Below are 18,930 nucleotides of genomic sequence, written 5' to 3'. Positions count from 1 at the left end.
AAATGGATTTGGTTATATTTTATACAGTTATTTCATCTTCATCATGTCATTCATCTTTTCCATTTCACCTTTTTCAAAGTCACCTTGCCCATGACCAACGAACCGCCTAAAGCGCCCCCGCTTTATCCGAAAAGCCATCTGTTGGCCGCCAGCGGCATCGCCGCCCTGCTCAGCCTGGCCCTGCTGGTGTTTCCCTCCAGCGAAGTGGAAGCCAAGAAAACCACCCTCAACCTCGAGCTGGAGAGCCCTGCCGAGCAGTTGAAGGACGAATCCCGCGCTGCGCCCCTGGTGCAGGCAGAAACCGAGCAAAGCTCGCCATTCGCCCAGATCGAAGACGCCGCCCCCGAGACCCAGAAGGCCGAACAGGAGGCGCCTGCTGCCGAACCGGTCGTCGAAGCCGCCAAGGAACCCAGCCACCGCGAAGTCACCGTGGCCCGTGGTGATACGCTGTCCACCCTGTTCGCCAAGGTCGGCCTGCCGACCAATGCGGTGCATGACCTGCTGGCCAGCAACAAGCAGGCCAAGCAGTTCAGCCAGCTCAAGCACGGCCAGGTACTGCAGTTCGAGCTCGACAAGGATGGCCAGCTGGCCAGCCTGCACAGCAAGGTCAGCAACCTCGAAACCATTCGCCTGACCAAGACCGCCAAGGGCTACACCTTCAACCGCGAAATCAGCAAGCCGGTAATGCGTACCGCCTACGCCCACGGCGTGATCAAAAGCTCGCTGTCGGCCTCGGCCCAGCGCGCCGGCCTGTCCCACAGCATGACCATGGACATGGCCCGCGTGCTGGGTTACGACATCGATTTCGCCCAGGATATTCGCCCGGGCGACGAATTCGACGTGGTCTACGAGCAGAAAGTGATGGACGGCAAGGTGGTCGGCACCGGCAACATCCTGTCCGCACGCTTCACCAACCGCGGCAAGACCTACACCGCCGTGCGCTATACCAACAAGCAGGGCAATACCAACTACTACACCGCCGATGGCAACAGCCTGCGCAAGGCCTTCATCCGTACCCCGGTCGATTTCGCCCGCATCAGCTCGCGCTTCTCCGCCGGCCGCAAGCACCCCATTCTGAACAAGATCCGCGCCCATAAGGGCGTCGACTATGCCGCCCCACGCGGCACGCCGATCAAGGCAGCCGGTGACGGCCGCATCGAACTGGCCGGGCGCCGCGGTGGTTATGGCAACACCGTGATCATCCAGCATGGCAACCGCTACAAGACGCTGTACGGCCACATGCAGGGCTTTGCCAAGGGCATCAAGACCGGCAGCTCGGTCAAGCAGGGCCAGATCATCGGTTACATCGGCACCACCGGCCTGTCCACCGGACCGCACCTGCACTACGAGTTCCAGGTCAACGGTGTACACGTCGACCCGCTGAGCCAGAAAGTGCCGATGGCCGACCCGATCGCCAGGAACGAGCGCCAGCGTTTCCTGCAGCAGAGCCAGCCCCTGATCGCCCGCATGGATCAGGAAAAGGCCACCCTGCTCGCAGCGAACAAGCGCTAAGCCCATGGCGCTCTACCTGGGGGTGATGTCCGGTACCAGCCTCGATGGCCTGGACATTGCCCTGATCAAACAAGGCGAGCAGCTCGAACTGCTCGCCACCCACTACCTGCCCATGCCCGGCGACCTGCGCCAGGAACTGCTGAGCCTTTGCAGCAGCGGCCCTGACGAGATCGCCCGCGCCGCACTGGCAGAAAACCGCTGGGCCAGCCTGGCAGGCGAAGGCATCCGCCAACTGTTGGCCAGGCAAGGGCTGCAGGCCGATGCCATCCGTGCCATCGGCAGCCACGGCCAGACCATCCGCCACGAACCAGCACGCGGTTTTACCGTGCAGATCGGCAACCCGGCGCTACTGGCCGAGCTTACCGGTATCAGCGTGGTCGCTGACTTCCGCCGTCGCGATGTGGCGGCCGGTGGCCAAGGTGCGCCACTGGTGCCGGCCTTCCATGAAACCCTGTTCAGCCACCTCGGCCAGCGCCTGGCCATTCTCAACGTGGGCGGCTTCAGCAACCTCAGCCTGATCGAACACGACAAGCCGGTCCACGGCTTCGACTGTGGCCCGGGCAATGTGCTGCTGGATGCCTGGATCGAGCGCAAGCGCGGCCAGGCCTACGATGCGGATGGGGCGTGGGCTGCCTCGGGTGTGGTGCAGCCCGACTTGCTCAGCGCACTGCTGGCCGACCCGTTCTTCGCCGGCAGCGGCCCGAAGAGCACCGGCCGCGAAGTGTTCAACCTGCCTTGGCTGGATGGCCACCTGGCCCGCTTGCCCGCTTACCGCGACGAGGACGTGCAGGCGACATTGCTGGAGCTGACCGCACGCAGCATCATCGACTCGCTGAGCAACGCCCAGCAAGACACCGAAGCGTTGCTGGTCTGCGGTGGCGGTGCGCGCAACGGCGCCCTGATGGCGCGCCTCGGCCAGTTGCTGCCCGACGCCCGTGTCGCCAGCACCGGTGCCCATGGCGTGGACCCGGACTGGGTCGAAGCCATGGCCTTCGCCTGGCTGGCCCACTGCTGCCTGGAGGGCATCGCCGCCAACCGCCCTAGCGTGACAGCGGCCAAGGGCCTGCGTGTACTCGGCGCAATCTACCCGGCCTGAGCGCTACGCCAGAAAGCAAAACGCCGCGCAATTGCGCGGCGTTTTCGTATAGCCAGGCCTCAGATCGAGAACGACGAGCCGCAGCCGCAGGTGGTAGCAGCATTCGGGTTCTTGATCACGAAGCGCGAACCTTCCAGGCCTTCCTGGTAATCCACTTCGGCGCCAGCCAGGTACTGGAAGCTCATCGGGTCGACCACAAGGGAAACACCCTCGCGCTCAACGATGGTGTCGTCTTCGGCCACGTCTTCATCGAAGGTGAAGCCGTACTGGAAGCCCGAGCAGCCGCCACCGGTGACGAACACGCGCAGCTTCAGACGATCGTTGCCTTCCTCGGAAACCAGGTTCTTCACCTTTTGTGCAGCGCCGTGGGTGAATTCCAAAGCCGTGGGGGTGAAGGTTTCGACGCTCATGTTGATTCTCCCGGCGCGGTAGCCGCCATAAAACTCGATGACGCGCATTATCCGCTTTCCCGAGAAAATCGGTCAAGAATTGTGCGGCTTTAGTCGCGACATACAAAAAGGCCCGCACGACGCGGGCCTTTTCGAACGCTGGCTGCTTACGGCAGCAAGCCCGCGTGGGACAGGCCCATGCGCTCGTCCAGGCCGAACAGGATGTTGAGGTTCTGCACCGCCTGGCCGGACGCGCCCTTGACCAGGTTGTCGATCACCGAGAGTACGACTACCAGGTCACCACCCTGCGGGCGATGAACGGCAATACGGCAGACGTTGGCGCCGCGCACGCTGCGGGTTTCCGGGTGGCTACCAGCCGGCATCACGTCGACGAACGGTTCATCGGCGTAGCGCTTCTCGAACAGCGCCTGCAGGTCGACCGAGGTGTCGGCGACGGTAGCGTACAGGGTCGCGTGAATGCCACGGATCATGGGCGTCAGGTGTGGCACGAAGGTCAGGCCGATATCCTTGCCAGCGGCCAGGCGCAGGCCCTGGCTGATCTCCGGCAGGTGGCGGTGGCCCTTCACCGCGTAGGCTTTCATGCTTTCACCGGCTTCGCAGAACAGCGAACCCACCGCCGCACCACGGCCAGCGCCGCTGACGCCCGACTTGCAGTCGGCGATCAGGCGCGACGGGTCGGCCAGGCCAGCTTCCAGCAGCGGCAGGAAGCCCAGCTGGGTGGCGGTCGGGTAGCAACCCGGCACTGCGATCAGGCGCGCCTGGCGGATCTTCTCGCGGTTGACTTCAGGCAGGCCGTACACCGCGTCCTTGAGCAGCTCTGGCGCACCGTGCGGCTGGCCGTACCACTTGCCCCACTCGGCGGCGTCCTGCAGGCGGAAGTCGGCCGACAGGTCGATCACCTTGGTACCGGCCGCCAGCAGCTCGCCGGCCAGGGCATGGGCTACACCGTGCGGGGTGGCGAAGAACACCACGTCACAGGCGGCCAGGGTCTTGCTGTCCGGCACGCTGAACGCCAGCCCGTCATAGTGGCCGCGCAGGTTCGGGTACATGTCCGCCACTGCAACGCCCGCCTCGGAGCGCGAAGTGATGACCGCCACCTCGGCCTGTGGATGCTGTGCCAGCAGACGCAACAGTTCGACGCCGGTGTAACCCGTGCCGCCGACGATACCGACCTTGATCATAACGCTTGCCCCTTATCAACGAGCCGTCTGGAAAGCGCACGATAATAGGGGCGCAAGGCGCCTGTAACAACTCTTCGGGTGACCCTTCGGGCGCTTGACCACTACTATCTGACGACCGTGTATACCTGAAGGAACTCCCCCATGCTTTACCTATGGATCAAAGCGCTGCATATCGTCAGCGTGGTCTGCTGGTTCGCCGGCCTTTTCTACCTGCCGCGGTTGTTCGTCTACCACGCCCAAAGCCAGGACAGCATCAGCCAGGAACGCTTCGTGACCATGGAGCGCAAGCTGTTTCGCGGCATCATGAACCCGGCGATGATCGCCACCTACGTGTTCGGCGCGTGGATGCTCTACCTCACACCCGGCTGGCTCAGCCAGGGCTGGCTGCATGCCAAGCTGACCCTGGTCATCCTGCTGACCGTCTACCATCACATGTGCGGCGCCCAGCGCAAACGCTTCGCCAGCGGCAGCAACACCCACGGCCACGTCTACTATCGCTGGTTCAATGAAGTACCCGTGCTGTTCCTGCTGGGTATCGTAATTCTGGTGGTGGTCAAACCGTTCTGACATAGCCACCCGCTCAAGGAGCCTTGCCATGTCGCTACCTGCCTCCCTCGAACAACGCCTGCGCCTGCCCGTGGTTGCCGCACCGATGTTCCTGATCTCCAACCCCAGGCTGGTATTGGCCTGCTGCGCCAGCGGCGTGGTCGGCAGCTTCCCGGCCCTCAACCAGCGTGACAGCGCCGGTTTCAAGGCCTGGCTGGAGGAAATCGAGACAGGCATGGCGCAATTGCAGGCGCCAGCGCCCTATGCCGTCAACCTGATCGTCCACCCGACCAACCCGCGCCTGCAGGCCGACCTGGCGTTGTGCGTGGAACACCGCGTGCCGATCGTCATTACCAGCCTGGGCGCGGTGAAGGAAGTGGTCGATGCCGTGCATGGCTACGGCGGCCTGGTGTTCCACGATGTCACCACCCGCCGCCATGCCGAGAAAGCCGCCGAAGCCGGTGTCGATGGCCTGATCGCCGTCGCCGCCGGCGCAGGCGGCCATGCCGGCACCTGGAGCCCGTTCGCCCTGGCCGCGGAAATTCGCCAGTTCTTCGACAAGACCCTGCTGCTGGCCGGCTGCCTCAACCACGGCCACGAGATCCTCGCCGCGCAAATGCTGGGTGCGGACCTTGCGTACATGGGTACCCGCTTCATCGCCACCGCAGAAAGCCAGGCCCCGGGCGCCTACAAGCAGATGCTGCTCGATGCCCATGCCGCCGACATCATCCACACCCCGGCGGTGTCCGGCGTGCCTGCCAGCTTCCTGCGCCCGAGCCTGGAGCAGGCTGGCTATGACATGAACGCCCTCAAGAGCGGCCACGAGCAAGGCAAGCTCAAGCCGATCGACGACGAAGCCAAGGCCTGGAAGACCGTGTGGTCGGCGGGCCAGGGGGTCGGCGGTATCGACGACCTGCCCAGCGCCAGCGCGCTGATCGGCCGGCTGCATGACGAGTACCGGGACGCCCTGGAACGCTGCCAGGCCCTGCGCGCGCGGACCTTGTAGCAAAAGGCAACACCTTGCCCGGCCAAGCTGTACACTAGGCGCCCTCTTCAGCCCCCAGGAGCCTTGCATGACCCGTTACGCCATGATCACTGGTGCTTCCAGCGGCCTGGGCCTGGCCCTGGCGGAAGCCCTGGCGCGGCGCGGGCGCAACCTGATCCTGGTGGCACGCCAGCGTGAAACGCTGGAGCCGGTGGCCATCGAGCTTACCCAACGCTTCGGTGTCGAGGTGCTGTTCCGTGCCTGCGACCTCAGCCAGCCGCTGCGCCTGTCGGGCTTCGTGCTGGAGCTGGAAGAAGGCGAGCGGCGCATCGACCTGCTGGTCAATTGTGCCGGCCTGCGCACCTACGGGCCATTCCTGGCCCATGAGTGGGCCGACGAGCAGGACCTGCTGGAAGTCAACGTGCTGGCCCTGAGCCGCCTGTGCCACGCCATCGGCAACCTGATGGCCGTGCAGGGCGGCGGGCAGATCCTCAACGTCGCCGGCCTGGCCGGGGTGGCGCCTGGCCCCTGGATGGCCACCTATGCCGCCAGCAAGGCCTATGTGCTGAGTTTCTCCCAGGCCTTGCGTGAAGAACTCAAGCGCACCGGCATCAAGGTTTCGGTACTGTGCCCCGGGCCGGTGCGCTCCGCGCGCCGTCGCATTCCGCGGCTGCATGGCAAACCACGCTGCCTCAGCCCTGAGGAAGTGGCTTTGTACACCGTGCGCGCGCTGGACAAGAACCGCGCGCTGATCCTGCCCGGTCGGCGCAACCGCTGGCTGGCGTTCGCCCCGCGCCTGCTGCCGCGCTGGCTGGTGCGCAAGCTGGCCGGGGTCATCCACCGCCGCTATTGCCCGGTCGGCATGGAATAGCCACTGGGCGAGCGGCGCCCGGCTGAGTACACTCGGCCCGACCCTCACCATGGAGCAAGTGCTGTGGACGATTTATTCATCAAGATCATCAACCGGGACATCCCGGCGAAGATCATCTACGAGGACGACCAGGTACTGGCGTTCCACGATATCGCCCCCCAGGCGCCGGTGCATTTTCTGGTCATCCCGAAAAAGCACATCCGCACCCTCAATGACTTGACCGAAGAAGACAAAGGCCTGGCTGGCCACATCTTGTTCACCGCCCAGCGCCTGGCCAAGGAACTTGGCTGCGAGGACGGCTTCCGCGTGGTCATGAACTGCAACGAGCAGGGCGGCCAGACCGTCTACCACATCCACATGCACGTGCTTGGCCAGCGCCAGATGCACTGGCCACCGGGCTGATCCACGGCAAGCGACCCTGCCACTATTGCGGTAAACTGTCGGGCACATTCTTGCGGAGGTGCCCGATGGCTACCGAACGTCACTACTCGCCGCTCGACCGCTTGTTGCTGCAGGCCGATACCGCCATGCGCACCTTGCTGCCCTTCAGCGGCCAACCCGCCCGCCCATCGCCGGCCATCGTCCAGCCGGACGTCGACCTGGACGAGCAGCAGGCGCGCCATGTTGCCGGGCTGATGCGCATCAACCACACCGGTGAAGTCTGCGCCCAGGCGCTGTACCAGGGCCAGGCCCTGACCGCCAAGCTGCCCGAAGTGCGCAAGGCCATGGAACACGCCGCCGAGGAAGAAGTGGACCACCTGGCCTGGTGCGAACAGCGCATTCGCCAGCTGAACAGCCACCCCAGCGTACTCAACCCTTTGTTCTACGGCATGTCGTTCGGCATCGGCGCACTCGCCGGGCTGGTCAGTGACAAGGTCAGCCTGGGCTTCGTCGCTGCCACCGAGCACCAGGTCTGCAAGCACCTCGACGAGCACCTGGAGCAGATCCCGCAGGAAGACGAAAAATCCCGGGCCATCCTCGAGCAAATGCGCATCGATGAGGAACAGCACGCCGAGTCTGCGCTGGAAGCCGGCGGATATCGCTTCCCCGCCCCGGTTCGCTTTGGCATGAGCCTGTTGGCCAAGGTCATGACCAAGAGCACCTACCGTATCTGAAGGCATCACCATGACGGACCGTTTCGACGCCAAGGACCTGGCGCGCGCCGTGCAAGCCGGCATTCTCCAGCCGGGCCAGGACCAGGCCCTGCTGGCGTTCCTGCGCCAGCAACCGGCACAGCGTGGCAGCTTCCAGCTGGCCCATGTCGCTTTCTACTTCGGCGCCATGCTGATCATGGCAGCCATGGGCTGGTTGCTCACCGAAGCCTGGATGCGCATCGGCGACTGGGCGCTGCTGGTCATCGCCAGCCTCTATATTCTGCTGCTCACGCTGTTCGCCGTTAACCTGCAACGGCGCGTACAGCCCGTCGCGGCCGGGGTGCTGGCGGCGGTGGCGGTCAGCATCGTGCCGTTGGCGGTGTTCGCCATCGAACGGCTGGCCGGCTGGTGGCCGATGGATGATGCGCAGGCGAACTATCACCAGTACTACACCTACGTGCAGGGCGGCTGGCTGGCAATGGAAGCGGCCACGGTGCTTGCCGGGTTGTTGATGCTGCGGCTGATCCCCTACCCGTTCATCGTCATGCCGATTGCCGTGGCCTTGTGGTTCATGTCGATGGACCTGAGCGAATGGTTCTTCGGCTCGCCATTCAGCTGGGAGCAACGCCGCGAGGTTTCGTTGTGGTTCGGGCTGGGGTTGCTGGTGGTGTTCGTCGGGGTGGATGGTCGCACCCGCGAAGACTACGCCCACTGGGGCTACCTGGCCGGGCTGGCGGCATTCTGGGGCGGGCTGACGCTGGTGGACAGCGGCAGCGAGTTGGGCAAGGCCCTGTACTGCCTGATCAATATTGTACTGATGGGCATGGCGGTGCTGTTACGTCGGCCGGTGTTCATGGTGTTCGGGGCGCTGGGCGTGGCGGCTTACCTGGGGTACCTGTCGTACGAGGTGTTTGCCGACTCGCTGCTGTTCCCGCTGGTGGTGACCCTGATCGGGCTTGGGGTTATCGGGCTGGGGCTGGTTTACCAGAAGCGGCGGGAGCGGTTGAGCCGGGTGATGCGGGGCTGCTTGCCGGGATGGGTGCGGGCTGCACTGCCGGCGCTTCGCAGCTGAAATTGTCGGGGCTGCGTTGCAGCCCCAAAAATCCGGGGCTCAACCCAGCTCTACAATCTCGTACCCGTGGGTAATCTCTACCCCGGCACGCTCGAGCATGATCGAAGCCGAGCAATACTTCTCCGCCGACAGCTCCACCGCACGCTTGACCTGGGCCTCTTTCAGCCCACGCCCCTTCACCACGAAGTTCATGTGGATCTTGGTAAACACCTTCGGGTCTTCGCTGGCACGCTCGGCCTCCAGGAAAGCCTCGCAGCTTTCCACTGCCTGGCGCGACTTCTTCAGAATGCTGACCACGTCAAAGCTGCTGCAGCCACCCAGGCCCAGCAACAGCATTTCCATCGGGCGCACGCCCAGGTTGCGGCCGCCGGCCTCGGGCGGGCCGTCCATCACGACGACATGGCCGCTCCCCGATTCGCCGAGGAACATCGCCTCACCGGCCCACTGGATACGTGCCTTCATCTACCCGGACTCCTGATATTCGAAAAAGGGTGTCAGCTTAGACCTTGTATGGCTGCGGGAAAAGTACGAGTCGTGTCGGTTTAGTACCGAAACATCCTGTAGTGTCTGATAAGCTGGCGCCAAATGACTGGCGCACACCGCCAGCCAACCTTTATAAAAAGGCCTCTGCGTCGTATCGAACAGGATTTCGTGATGGTTGCCTCTGCCCTACCCGCCAAGATCAAGAACATCGACAAGCTGCTGGCGCACTGCCAGCGCCGCCGCTATACCGCCAAAAGCAACATCATCTGCGCCGGCGACCGGGCCGAGACATTGTGGTTCATCATCAAGGGATCGGTCACCATCCTCATCGAGGACGACAACGGCCATGAAATGATCATCGCCTACCTCAACAACGGTGACTTCTTCGGCGAGCTGGGCCTGTTCGAACCGGTCGAGGGTGAACAACAGCGCAGTGCCTGGGTGCGCGCCAAGACCGAATGCGAAGTAGCCGAAATCAGTTACGAGAAGTTTCGCGAACTGGCCCGCCAGGACCCGGAAATCTTGTACGCCCTGGGCAGCCAGATGGCCCAGCGCCTGCGCAACACCACGCGCAAGGTCGGCGACCTGGCTTTCTTCGACGTTACCGGGCGCGTCGCCCGTTGCCTGCTGGAGCTGTGCAAGCAACCCGACGCCATGACCCACCCCGACGGCATGCAGATCAAGATCACCCGTCAGGAAATCGGCCGTATCGTCGGTTGCTCCCGGGAAATGGTCGGCCGCGTCCTCAAGGACCTTGAAGAGCGCAGCCTGGTGCAGGTCAAAGGCAAGACCATGGTGGTCTACGGTACCCGCTAGTCCTTGGGCAGGTCAGCCAGCACCTTGGCATAGGCCTGCGACAGCCGCTCGAACCAGGGCGCCGCGGGCGCCACTTCGTGCAGGGCGATGTGCGCATCGGCGCGGCAGCGCTGCTCCAGCTCGCAGCACTCGTTGAAGCGGTTGACCGCCGCCACCATCGACTCACGCTCGTTATCCAGCAGCAGCGCACCGTGCACCAGCACCACCGGGCGCTTGCCGCCCAGCCCCTGGCGCCAGCGTTGGGCAGTGCCCACCAGCTTGCGGCCATTGAGGTTGACGTTGTAGCGGCCATCGCAGAAAGCGCCGTCGATTTCGCCCACCGACGCCACCCCGCCCCACTCGCGCAGTACATCGCACAGCGGCAGGCACAGGCGCTCGTAGGCGTTCTCGATACGGCCGTGGTCGCCTTCACTGCGGGGGGCGACATAGACCAGGGCAACGTTCACCGTCGAATGAGACTGCGGCACCGGCTCACCACCGGTTTCGCGTAGCAGCACCGGCCAGCCGGCGATTGCCAGCTCCGAGCAGGCGGCTTCAAAGTTTTCCAGTCGGCTCATGCGCCGAGGCATGACCAGGGCGTGGTCGGTCGGGCGCCAGAACAGCACGCCACTGTCGCGTTCGCCGCGGCAGACGGCGGCCAGCAGTTCCTGTTCGGCGTGCAGGCCTTGTTCTACGGTCAGGGCCAGGGGTTGATCGGTCATTGATCCACCTATGTCGTTTTTACCGGCCTCTTCGCGGGCTCGCCCGCTCCCACAGGGATTCCACAGATGCCAAAGGCAGTGATCATCCTGTGGGAGCGGGCGAGCCCGCGAAGGGGGCATGGCAGGCATACAAAAAAGCCGGCGACAATGCCGGCTTCGCTTCGATCAGTCCAGTTGCTGAACAGTCTTCTTCACCTGATCCGGGAAGAACAACCGCTGCAGCTCAAGCCCTGGCTGCTCGGCGCGCATGAACGCCTCACCCACCAGGAACGAGTAGACCTCGTTGATCGCCATCAGCTCCACATCGGCCCGGTTCAAGATACCGCTCTCGGTAATCGCCAGGCGATCACGCGGAATACGCGGCAGCAGGTCGAGGGTGGTTTCCAGGCTGACCTCGAAGGTGTGCAGGTTACGGTTGTTCACCCCCACCAGCGGTGTATCCAGGGTTTTCAACGCACGCTCCAGCTCATCGCCATCGTGCACTTCCACCAGCACGTCGAGGCCGACATCCTTGGCCGTGGCCGCCAGTTCGGCCATTTTCACGTCATCCAGCGCCGACACGATCAGCAGCACACAGTCCGCGCCCAGGGCCCGGGCTTCAACGATCTGGTACGGGTCTACCATGAAGTCCTTGCGGATCACCGGCAGCGACACCGCCGCGCGGGCCTGCTGCAGGTACTCGTCGGCACCCTGGAAGTAATCCACATCGGTCAGCACCGAAAGGCAAGTCGCCCCGCCCTTCTCGTAGCTGACGGCAATTTCCGCCGGCACGAAATGCTCGCGAATCACGCCCTTGCTCGGCGAAGCCTTCTTGATTTCGGCAATTACCGCCGGCTGCTTGCGCCCGGCTTGCTCGATCAGGGCCTTGGCAAAGCCACGCGGGGCATCGGCAGCCTTGGCCAGGCCCTCCAGTTCGGCGAGGCTGACGCGCGCACTGCGCTCGGCCACTTCCTGGAACTTGCGGGCAATGATCCTTTCCAGCACCGTCGGCACACTCATGCTTCGTTCTCCACCTTGAATACTGCAGTAAAGGCACCCAGCTCCTGCAGCTTCTCCCAGGCCAGCCCGGTGTGCAGTACGTCGTGGGCCAGTTCCACACCGGCTTTCAGGCTCATGGCATGGTCAGCGGCATACAGCGCCGCGCCCGCATTGAGCACGATCATCTCGGCGGCCTTCTGGCCGTTCTCGGTCTTGCGTCGGCCCAGCGCATCGCGGATCAGCTCCAGCGATGCCTGGGGGTTCTCGACGGCCAGGCCGTGCAGGCTCTGGCTCTTCATGCCGAGGTCTTCCGGCTCGACCCAGTATTCGGTGATTTCGCCATTCTTCAGTTCGGCGACGAAAGTCGGCGCGGCCAGGCTGAACTCGTCCAGGCCGTCCTTGGAGTGCACCACCAGCACGTGCTTGCTGCCCAGGCGCTGCAATACTTCAGCCAACGGGCGGCACAGGGTCTGGGCGAATACACCGACCACCTGATGCTTCACTCCGGCCGGATTCGTAAGCGGGCCGAGCATGTTGAACAGGGTACGCAGCCCCAGGTCGCGACGCGGGCCGGCAGCATGCTTCATGGCCGAGTGATGGCTTTGCGCGAACATGAAGCCGATGCCCAGGCTGTCGATGCAGCGGGCCACCTGGGTGGGCGTCAGGTTCAGGTAGATGCCGGCGGCCTCCAGCAGGTCGGCACTGCCGCTCTTGCCCGATACCGCGCGGTTGCCATGCTTGGCCACGGTGCAACCCGCCGCCGCCAGGACGAACGACGAGGCGGTGGATACGTTGAAGATGTTGGCACCATCACCGCCGGTGCCGACGATATCGACCACGCCATCGAGACTTTGCAGTTCGACCTTGTCGGCCAGCTCGCGCATCACCGACACCGCACCGACGATCTCGTCGATGCTTTCGCTCTTCATGCGCATGCCCATCAGGAAGGCACCGATCTGCGCTTCGCTGCACTGGCCGGTCATGATCTGGCGCATGACGTCACGCATTTCTTCGGTGGAAAGGTCCAGCTGGCCGACGATACGGCTCAACGCACTCTTGATTTCCATGTTCGATCCTTAGCGGTGGCCGCCGGTCTGCTTGAGGAAGTTGGCGAACAGTTCGTGGCCCTGTTCGGTCAGGATCGACTCGGGGTGGAACTGCACCCCTTCGATATTCAGCGTTTTGTGACGCAGGCCCATGATCTCGTCGACCGAACCGTCAGCATGGGCGGTCCAGGCAGTCACTTCCAGGCACTCGGGCAAGGTTTCGCGCTTTACCACCAGCGAGTGGTAACGGGTCACGGTCAACGGGTTGTTGAGGCTGGCGAACACGCCCAGGTCGCGGTGGTGGACCGGGCTGGTCTTGCCGTGCATCACCTGGCGGGCACGCACTACGTCACCGCCAAAGGCCTGGCCGATGGACTGGTGGCCCAGGCACACGCCGAGGATTGGCAGCTTGCCGGCAAAATGCAGGATGGCCTCGATCGACACGCCCGCCTCGCTCGGCGTGCACGGGCCTGGAGATACGACGATGCGCTCGGGGTTGAGGGCTTCGATCTGGGCGATGGTCATTTCGTCATTGCGAATGACCTTGACCTCGGCACCCAGCTCGCCAAGGTACTGAACGACGTTGTAAGTGAATGAGTCGTAATTGTCGATCATCAGTAACATCGGGTTAAACCTCTTGAATCTACTGACTTCAGAATTCGAACCTTTCTGCACCCGCCAACAGGCGCGGCTTTGCCACAAGGGGCGGTAGACAGGAAGGCAAACGGGGGCGGGCCGGACGGGCCGGCAGGAGATAAAGTCAGGCGCGCCAACGCCAACGGGCATGGGCCTTGATTACGCGCATCAAGAGTTTGCTGACGATCAACACAGGATAGGTCTCGCTCATACGTCACGGCACAGTAGCCTACCGGGGCGGCGGGCGCAATATGCCCGTAAACACGGGGAAACGAATGGACTTGGGAGGGATGCACTGCGATTTGCTAAGGTCGATCGGGTTGTCCTTCATAAAAAAACAAAGAAAAGGATATTCCCAGATGCGAAAAGCACCGTTATTGCGCTTTACCCTCGCCTCCTTGGGCTTAGCCTGCAGCCAAGCCTTCGCCGCCCCCTCTCCCTACTCCAGCATGATCGTGTTTGGCGACAGCCTCAGCGACGCGGGACAGTTTGGCGGCGTGCGCTTTACCAACCGCGATGCCGATGGCAATTATGCGCCGGTGTCGCCGATGATCCTTGGTGGGAAGCTCGGGGTAGACCCGACAGCGCTGGGCCCTTCCACATCCCCCATCAACCCGGCACTGGGGATTCCCGACGGCAACAACTGGGCCGTTGGCGGCTATACCACCCAGCAGATCCTGGATTCGATCACCACTACGTCCAAGACGGTCATCCCACCCGGGCGCCCCGGCGCCGGGCAGGTACTGCGAGAAAAACCGGGCTACCTGGCCAACGGCCTGCGCGCCGACCCCAACGCGTTGTACTACCTGACCGGTGGCGGCAACGACTTCCTGCAAGGCCTGGTCAGCAGCCCGGCAGATGCCGTGGCCGCTGGCGCCCGCCTGGCCGCCAGCGCCCAGGCCCTGCAGCAAGGCGGTGCCCGCTATATCATGGTCTGGCTGCTGCCCGATCTCGGCCAGACGCCGAACTTCAGCGGTACGCCGCAGCAGAACCCGCTGTCGCTGCTGTCCGGTGCCTTCAACCAGTCACTGCTCGGCCAGCTGCGGCAGATCGATGCCGAGATCATTCCACTGAACATCCCCATGCTGCTGAGCGAAGCGCTGGCCAGCCCCGAGCAGTTCGGCCTGGCCAGTGGCCAGAACCTGGTCGGCACCTGCTACAGCGGCGAAGGCTGCGTGGAAAACCCGGTGTATGGCATCAACGGCACCACGCCGGACCCGACCAAGCTGCTGTTCAACGACTCGGTGCACCCGACCATTGCCGGCCAGCAACTGATTGCCGACTACGGCTACTCGATCCTTTCCGCCCCGTGGGAACTGACCCTGTTGCCAGAGATGGCCCACGCCAGCTTGCGCGCCCACCAGGACGAATTACGCAACCAATGGCAGACACCCTGGCAGGCAGTTGGCCAGTGGCAGTCCTTCGTCGCCAGCGGCGCCCAAGACCTGGACTTCGACGGCCAGCGCAGCGCTGCCAGCGGCGATGGCCGCGGCTACAACCTTACCCTGGGCGGCAGCTACCGCCTGAACGATGCCTGGCGCCTGGGCCTGGCCGGCGGCGTGTACCGGCAGAAGCTGGAAGCCGGCGCAGAGGACTCGAACTACAAGCTGGACAGCTACCTGGCCAGCGCCTTCGCCCAGTACCGCGAGGACCATTGGTGGGCCGATGCAGCGCTCACCGCCGGGCACCTGGACTACAGCGACCTCAAGCGCACCTTCGCCCTTGGCGTGAACGACCGCAGCGAAAAGGGCGACACCAATGGCGAGGCCTGGGCGATGTCGGCTCGGCTGGGCTACAACCTGGCGGCCGAGGGCAGCAGCTGGCAGCTGGCGCCGTTCATCGGCGCCGACTATGCGCGGGTGAAGGTGGATGGCTATGACGAGAAGAGCGGGCGCTCGACGGCACTGGGCTTCGATGACCAGGAACGTACATCACGCCGTTTGGGTGTGGGGTTGCTGGGCAGTGTGCAGGTGCTGCCGAGTACCCGGCTGTTCGCCGAGGTGGCGCAGGAGCATGAGTTCGAGGATGACCAGCAGGATGTGACGATGCACCTGACCAGCCTGCCGGCGAACGACTTCACCCTGACCGGGTATACGCCGCACAGCGACCTGACCCGGGCGAGCCTGGGGGTGAGCCATGAAGTGGTGGCGGGGGTGCATTTGCGCGGGTCCTACAACTGGCGCAAGAGTGATGAGTTGACGCAGCAGGGAGTGAGTTTGGATGTCAGCGTCGACTTCTGAACTGATGGGGCTGCTTTGCGGCCCTTCGCGGGCTCGCCCGCTCCCACAGGTATTGCACAGGCCTTGTGGGAGCGGGCGTGCCCGCGAAGGGCTGCAAAGCAGCCCCAAACAATTTATTTGGCGGAAGTCTGCTCGGCCAGCGCGACCGCACGGAACATCGCCCGGCGCTTGTTGATGGTTTCTTCCCACTCCAGCGCCGGCACCGAGTCGGCAACGATGCCGCCACCAGCCTGCACATGCAGCTCACCGTCTTTGATCACGGCAGTACGGATGGCAATCGCGGTATCCATGTTGCCGTTCCACGCGAAGTAACCGACCGCCCCACCGTAAACCCCACGCTTGACCGGCTCCAGTTCGTCGATGATCTCCATCGCACGAATCTTCGGCGCCCCCGAAAGCGTACCGGCCGGCAGGATTGCCCGCAGCGCGTCCATTGCCGTCAGCCCTTCACGCAGCTGGCCAGTGACGTTCGACACGATATGCATCACGTTGGAGTAACGCTCGATTACCATCTTCTCGGTCAGGCGCACGCTGCCGGTCGAGGACACACGGCCCACATCGTTACGGCCCAGGTCGATCAGCATCAGGTGCTCGGCAATTTCCTTGTCGTCCGACAGCAGGTCGTCTTCCAGCGCGCGGTCGGCCTCTTCGGTAGCACCACGCGGGCGGGTACCGGCAATCGGGCGCACGGTGACCAGGTTGTCCTCGACACGCACCAGCACCTCGGGCGAGCTGCCGACCACATGGAAGTCGCCAAAGTTGAAGAAGTACATGTAAGGCGTCGGGTTGAAGCAGCGCAGCGCACGGTACAGGTCGATAGGCGCGGCCTTGAAGTCGATCGACATGCGCTGCGACGGCACCACCTGCATGCAGTCACCGGCCAGGATGTATTCCTTGATACGGCCGACGGCGTTCTCGTAATCCTCACGGGTGTAGCTGGAGCGGAATTCCGGTTCGGCAGCCTGCGGGCCACTCAGGTCCAGACCACGGCGTGGGGTGATCGGCTGACGCAGGGTTTCCAGCAAGCCTTGCAGGCGTGCCTGACCCTGTTCGAATGCCTGCTCTTGAGCCGGGTCGACCAGCACGATCGCGTGCATCTTGCCCGCCAGGTTATCGAACACCACCACCGCATCGGACACCATCAGCAGGATATCCGGCACGCCCAGCGGGTCCGGGTTGGGGCTGGCGCCCAGGCGCTTTTCCACATAGCGCACGCAGTCGTAGCCGAAGTAGCCGACCAGGCCGCCGTTGAAGCGCGGCAGGCCGGGGATATCAGCAACCTTGTAACGGTCCTTGAAGGTTTCGACGAAGGCCAGCGGGTCTTCGACCTCAAAGCTTTCCACCTCCACGCCATCCTGCAGGATGCTGACATGGTAACCGTGCACACGCAGCACGGTGCGCGACGGCAGGCCGATCATCGAATAACGGCCCCATTTCTCGCCGCCCTGCACCGATTCGAGCAGGTACGAGTTGGGCTGGTCGGCCAGTTTCAGGTAGATCGACAGCGGCGTGTCGAAGTCGGCCAGGGTTTCGCAGGCCAGGGGAATGCGGTTGTAGCCGGCAGCGGCCAGGCGCAGGAATTCTTCGCGGGTCATGGGTAGCCTCGTGGCAAGCAGCAATAGGTCAGGCAAACGGACGGGCCGGCACGCGCCGGCAGGCAAAAGTCAGGCGCGCCAACGCCAACGGGCCAGGGCCTTGATGACTTTCATCCAGAATTTGCCAGTAACCGCCACGGTGGACTCTCTGTCTTGTGAGGCTTGAAGGTCCGCCAACGTTATCCCAGTGGCCGGGTCTGCGCAACCGGGCAGCAATGCGCGCAGGTCGTCGATCACCAGGCTGGGGGATTCGTCGTGGATCGGCCGCCCGTGGTTGTAGCCGTAGGTCAGGCCCACGCACTGCACGCCAGCCGCCTTGGCCGCCAGCACGTCACTGCGCGAATCGCCGACGAACAGCGACTGTTGCGGGGTAACGCCGGCCATCTGCATGACGAACAGCAGCGCCGCCGGGTCGGGCTTTTTCTGTGGCAGGGTGTCGCCGCCGATGATCCAGCGGAAGTAGTTGCCGATCTTCATCTGGTCCAGCAACGGGCCGACGAAGCGCTCGGGCTTGTTGGTGATCAGCGCCATCTCCACGCCCTGCTTGCGCAGCCAGCGCAGGGTGTCCTGCACACCGGGGTAGACCACGGTCAGTTCGTGGCTCTCGGCATAGGCGTCCATGAACAGCGCCAGCGCCTGGTCGGCCAGCGCATCGTCCACGGCGGCGTGGTCGATGCCACCGGCCAGCGCCCGACGCACCAGCACCTGGGCGCCGTTGCCCACCCAGTGGCGCACCGCCTCCAGGCCGGCGGGCGGGCGCCCCAGTTCGAGCAGCATGCGGTCCACGGCGGCGGCCAGGTCTGGCACGGAATCGATCAGGGTACCGTCCAGATCGAACATCACCAGCCTGGGCAGCGTCCCCGGGAACAGCTGCTCGAAGCCGCTCATGGGCGGGCCTGAGCCAGTTCGGCGCGCATCCTGGCGATGACTTCCTGGTAGTCCGGGGCGTTGAAGATCGCCGAGCCGGCCACGAAGGTGTCGGCGCCGGCGGCAGCGATCTCGCGGATGTTGTTGACGTTGACGCCACCGTCGATTTCCAGGCGGATATCACGGCCACTGGCATCGATCAGCGCACGCGCCTCGCGCAGCTTGTCGAGGGTACCAGGGATGAACTTCTGCCCGCCGAAACCTGGGTTGACGCTCATCAGCAGCACCATGTCGACCTTGTCCATCACGTACTTCAGGGCATCCAGGCTGGTGGCCGGGTTGAACACCAGGCCGGCCTTGCAGCCACCGTCCTTGATCAGCTGCAGCGAACGGTCGATGTGCTGCGAGGCTTCCGGGTGGAAGGTGATGTAGGTAGCGCCAGCTTCGATGAAGTCACCAATGATGCGGTCGACCGGGCTGACCATCAGGTGCACGTCGATGGGGGCGGTGACGCCGTACTTGCGCAGGGCGGTGCAGACCATCGGGCCGATGGTCAGGTTGGGGACGTAGTGGTTGTCCATGACATCGAAGTGGACGATGTCGGCACCCGCGGCCAATACCTTGTCGACATCCTCGCCCAGGCGGGCGAAATCGGCGGAGAGAATGGAGGGGGCAATAGCGTAGGGCTGCATGGCGCACCTGTTGGCAGAATCACGGTGGCGCGCATTGTAACCCAGGGAAGCGGATGAAGGCTGATTAGCATCAACCTGTACTGGCCTCTTCGCGGCTAAAGCCGCTCCC

At 63.9% G+C, this 18,930-nt stretch carries 20 protein-coding genes; 10 read left to right on the top strand and 10 right to left on the bottom strand.

The annotated features are described in order from the left end of the window. Positions 1-90 precede the first annotated feature (90 nt). Together MKK04_RS02070 and MKK04_RS02065 are read left to right on the top strand one after the other, a co-directional pair. A complete protein-coding gene (locus tag MKK04_RS02070; RefSeq protein ID WP_207834262.1) occupies positions 91-1,512 on the top strand; it encodes a peptidoglycan DD-metalloendopeptidase family protein in 1,422 nt (473 codons plus the stop codon). Between the two features lie 4 nt (positions 1,513-1,516). After that, complete coding sequence (locus MKK04_RS02065) at positions 1,517-2,608, top strand: anhydro-N-acetylmuramic acid kinase (protein WP_241106194.1); 1,092 nt, start codon at positions 1,517-1,519, stop codon at positions 2,606-2,608. 59 nt (positions 2,609-2,667) lie between these two features. On the opposite strand, the gene erpA is transcribed toward MKK04_RS02065, so the two are convergent. Next, the gene (gene erpA / locus MKK04_RS02060; RefSeq protein ID WP_015268740.1) at positions 2,668-3,018 is read right to left on the bottom strand and encodes an iron-sulfur cluster insertion protein ErpA; all 351 of its coding nucleotides are present in this window, start codon (positions 3,016-3,018) and stop codon (positions 2,668-2,670) included. A 146-nt stretch (positions 3,019-3,164) separates the two neighbouring features. Further along, on the bottom strand, positions 3,165-4,199 hold the full coding sequence (gene argC / locus MKK04_RS02055; RefSeq protein WP_025337480.1) for an N-acetyl-gamma-glutamyl-phosphate reductase: 1,035 nt from the start codon (positions 4,197-4,199) through the stop codon (positions 3,165-3,167). 141 nt (positions 4,200-4,340) lie between these two features. Between argC and hemJ the strand changes: the two genes are divergently transcribed. The 6 genes from hemJ (at position 4,341) to MKK04_RS02025 (ending at position 8,767) form a co-directional block, all read left to right on the top strand. Further along, positions 4,341-4,766: a protoporphyrinogen oxidase HemJ gene (gene hemJ, locus MKK04_RS02050; protein ID WP_207834258.1), complete on the top strand. Its 426-nt coding sequence runs from the start codon at positions 4,341-4,343 to the stop codon at positions 4,764-4,766. 28 nt (positions 4,767-4,794) lie between these two features. Then, positions 4,795-5,751 (top strand): NAD(P)H-dependent flavin oxidoreductase, encoded by a 957-nt coding sequence (locus MKK04_RS02045; protein ID WP_241106193.1) that lies wholly within the window; start codon positions 4,795-4,797, stop codon positions 5,749-5,751. Between the two features lie 67 nt (positions 5,752-5,818). Beyond that, entirely contained in the window at positions 5,819-6,601 is a 783-nt protein-coding gene (locus MKK04_RS02040) for an SDR family NAD(P)-dependent oxidoreductase (RefSeq protein ID WP_207834254.1), read from the top strand. Between the two features lie 63 nt (positions 6,602-6,664). Beyond that, the gene (locus tag MKK04_RS02035) at positions 6,665-7,003 is read left to right on the top strand and encodes a histidine triad nucleotide-binding protein (RefSeq protein ID WP_063914599.1); all 339 of its coding nucleotides are present in this window, start codon (positions 6,665-6,667) and stop codon (positions 7,001-7,003) included. Positions 7,004-7,068: 65 nt separating this feature from the next. Then, positions 7,069-7,716: a 2-polyprenyl-3-methyl-6-methoxy-1,4-benzoquinone monooxygenase gene (gene coq7 / locus MKK04_RS02030; protein WP_025337477.1), complete on the top strand. Its 648-nt coding sequence runs from the start codon at positions 7,069-7,071 to the stop codon at positions 7,714-7,716. A 10-nt stretch (positions 7,717-7,726) separates the two neighbouring features. Beyond that, positions 7,727-8,767, top strand: coding sequence for a DUF2157 domain-containing protein (locus MKK04_RS02025; RefSeq protein WP_207834252.1), 1,041 nt, complete (start codon positions 7,727-7,729; stop codon positions 8,765-8,767). Between the two features lie 39 nt (positions 8,768-8,806). On the opposite strand, the gene MKK04_RS02020 is transcribed toward MKK04_RS02025, so the two are convergent. Beyond that, positions 8,807-9,229, bottom strand: coding sequence for an OsmC family protein (locus MKK04_RS02020; RefSeq protein ID WP_004376171.1), 423 nt, complete (start codon positions 9,227-9,229; stop codon positions 8,807-8,809). A 192-nt stretch (positions 9,230-9,421) separates the two neighbouring features. Between MKK04_RS02020 and crp the strand changes: the two genes are divergently transcribed. After that, positions 9,422-10,066: a cAMP-activated global transcriptional regulator CRP gene (crp, locus tag MKK04_RS02015; RefSeq protein ID WP_207834250.1), complete on the top strand. Its 645-nt coding sequence runs from the start codon at positions 9,422-9,424 to the stop codon at positions 10,064-10,066. On the opposite strand, the gene MKK04_RS02010 is transcribed toward crp, so the two are convergent. The 4 genes from MKK04_RS02010 to MKK04_RS01995 form a co-directional block, all read right to left on the bottom strand. Further along, entirely contained in the window at positions 10,063-10,767 is a 705-nt protein-coding gene (locus MKK04_RS02010; RefSeq protein WP_207834244.1) for a lipoate--protein ligase family protein, read from the bottom strand. The two genes, crp and MKK04_RS02010, sit on opposite strands and share 4 nt — an antisense overlap. Positions 10,768-10,932: 165 nt before the next feature. Then, positions 10,933-11,766, bottom strand: a complete 834-nt coding sequence (gene trpC / locus MKK04_RS02005; RefSeq protein ID WP_063914595.1) for an indole-3-glycerol phosphate synthase TrpC — start codon at positions 11,764-11,766, stop codon at positions 10,933-10,935. Further along, positions 11,763-12,812 carry an anthranilate phosphoribosyltransferase gene (gene trpD / locus MKK04_RS02000; RefSeq protein WP_241106192.1) on the bottom strand — a complete coding sequence of 350 codons (1,050 nt, stop codon included), beginning with the start codon at positions 12,810-12,812 and terminating at the stop codon, positions 11,763-11,765. Before trpD ends, trpC begins: the two co-directional genes overlap by 4 nt. Positions 12,813-12,821: 9 nt before the next feature. Next, complete coding sequence (locus MKK04_RS01995) at positions 12,822-13,415, bottom strand: aminodeoxychorismate/anthranilate synthase component II (RefSeq protein ID WP_241106191.1); 594 nt, start codon at positions 13,413-13,415, stop codon at positions 12,822-12,824. Positions 13,416-13,786: 371 nt separating this feature from the next. Between MKK04_RS01995 and estP the strand changes: the two genes are divergently transcribed. Next, positions 13,787-15,667 carry an esterase EstP gene (estP, locus tag MKK04_RS01990; RefSeq protein WP_233694702.1) on the top strand — a complete coding sequence of 627 codons (1,881 nt, stop codon included), beginning with the start codon at positions 13,787-13,789 and terminating at the stop codon, positions 15,665-15,667. A 113-nt stretch (positions 15,668-15,780) separates the two neighbouring features. On the opposite strand, the gene trpE is transcribed toward estP, so the two are convergent. The 3 genes from trpE to rpe form a co-directional block, all read right to left on the bottom strand. Beyond that, positions 15,781-17,262, bottom strand: a complete 1,482-nt coding sequence (gene trpE / locus MKK04_RS01985) for an anthranilate synthase component I (protein WP_207834232.1) — start codon at positions 17,260-17,262, stop codon at positions 15,781-15,783. A gap of 69 nt (positions 17,263-17,331) precedes the next feature. Then, positions 17,332-18,150, bottom strand: coding sequence for a phosphoglycolate phosphatase (locus MKK04_RS01980; protein ID WP_207834230.1), 819 nt, complete (start codon positions 18,148-18,150; stop codon positions 17,332-17,334). Continuing rightward, positions 18,147-18,821 (bottom strand): ribulose-phosphate 3-epimerase, encoded by a 675-nt coding sequence (gene rpe / locus MKK04_RS01975; protein ID WP_038408593.1) that lies wholly within the window; start codon positions 18,819-18,821, stop codon positions 18,147-18,149. Before rpe ends, MKK04_RS01980 begins: the two co-directional genes overlap by 4 nt. Between the last annotated feature and the right edge of the window lie 109 nt (positions 18,822-18,930).

The sequence above is a fragment of the Pseudomonas sp. LS.1a genome (genome assembly GCF_022533585.1).
In the GTDB taxonomy this organism is placed as follows: domain Bacteria; phylum Pseudomonadota; class Gammaproteobacteria; order Pseudomonadales; family Pseudomonadaceae; genus Aquipseudomonas.
The sequence above is the reverse complement of the archived record's forward strand: the minus strand, read 5'-3'. Positions and strand labels throughout refer to the sequence as shown.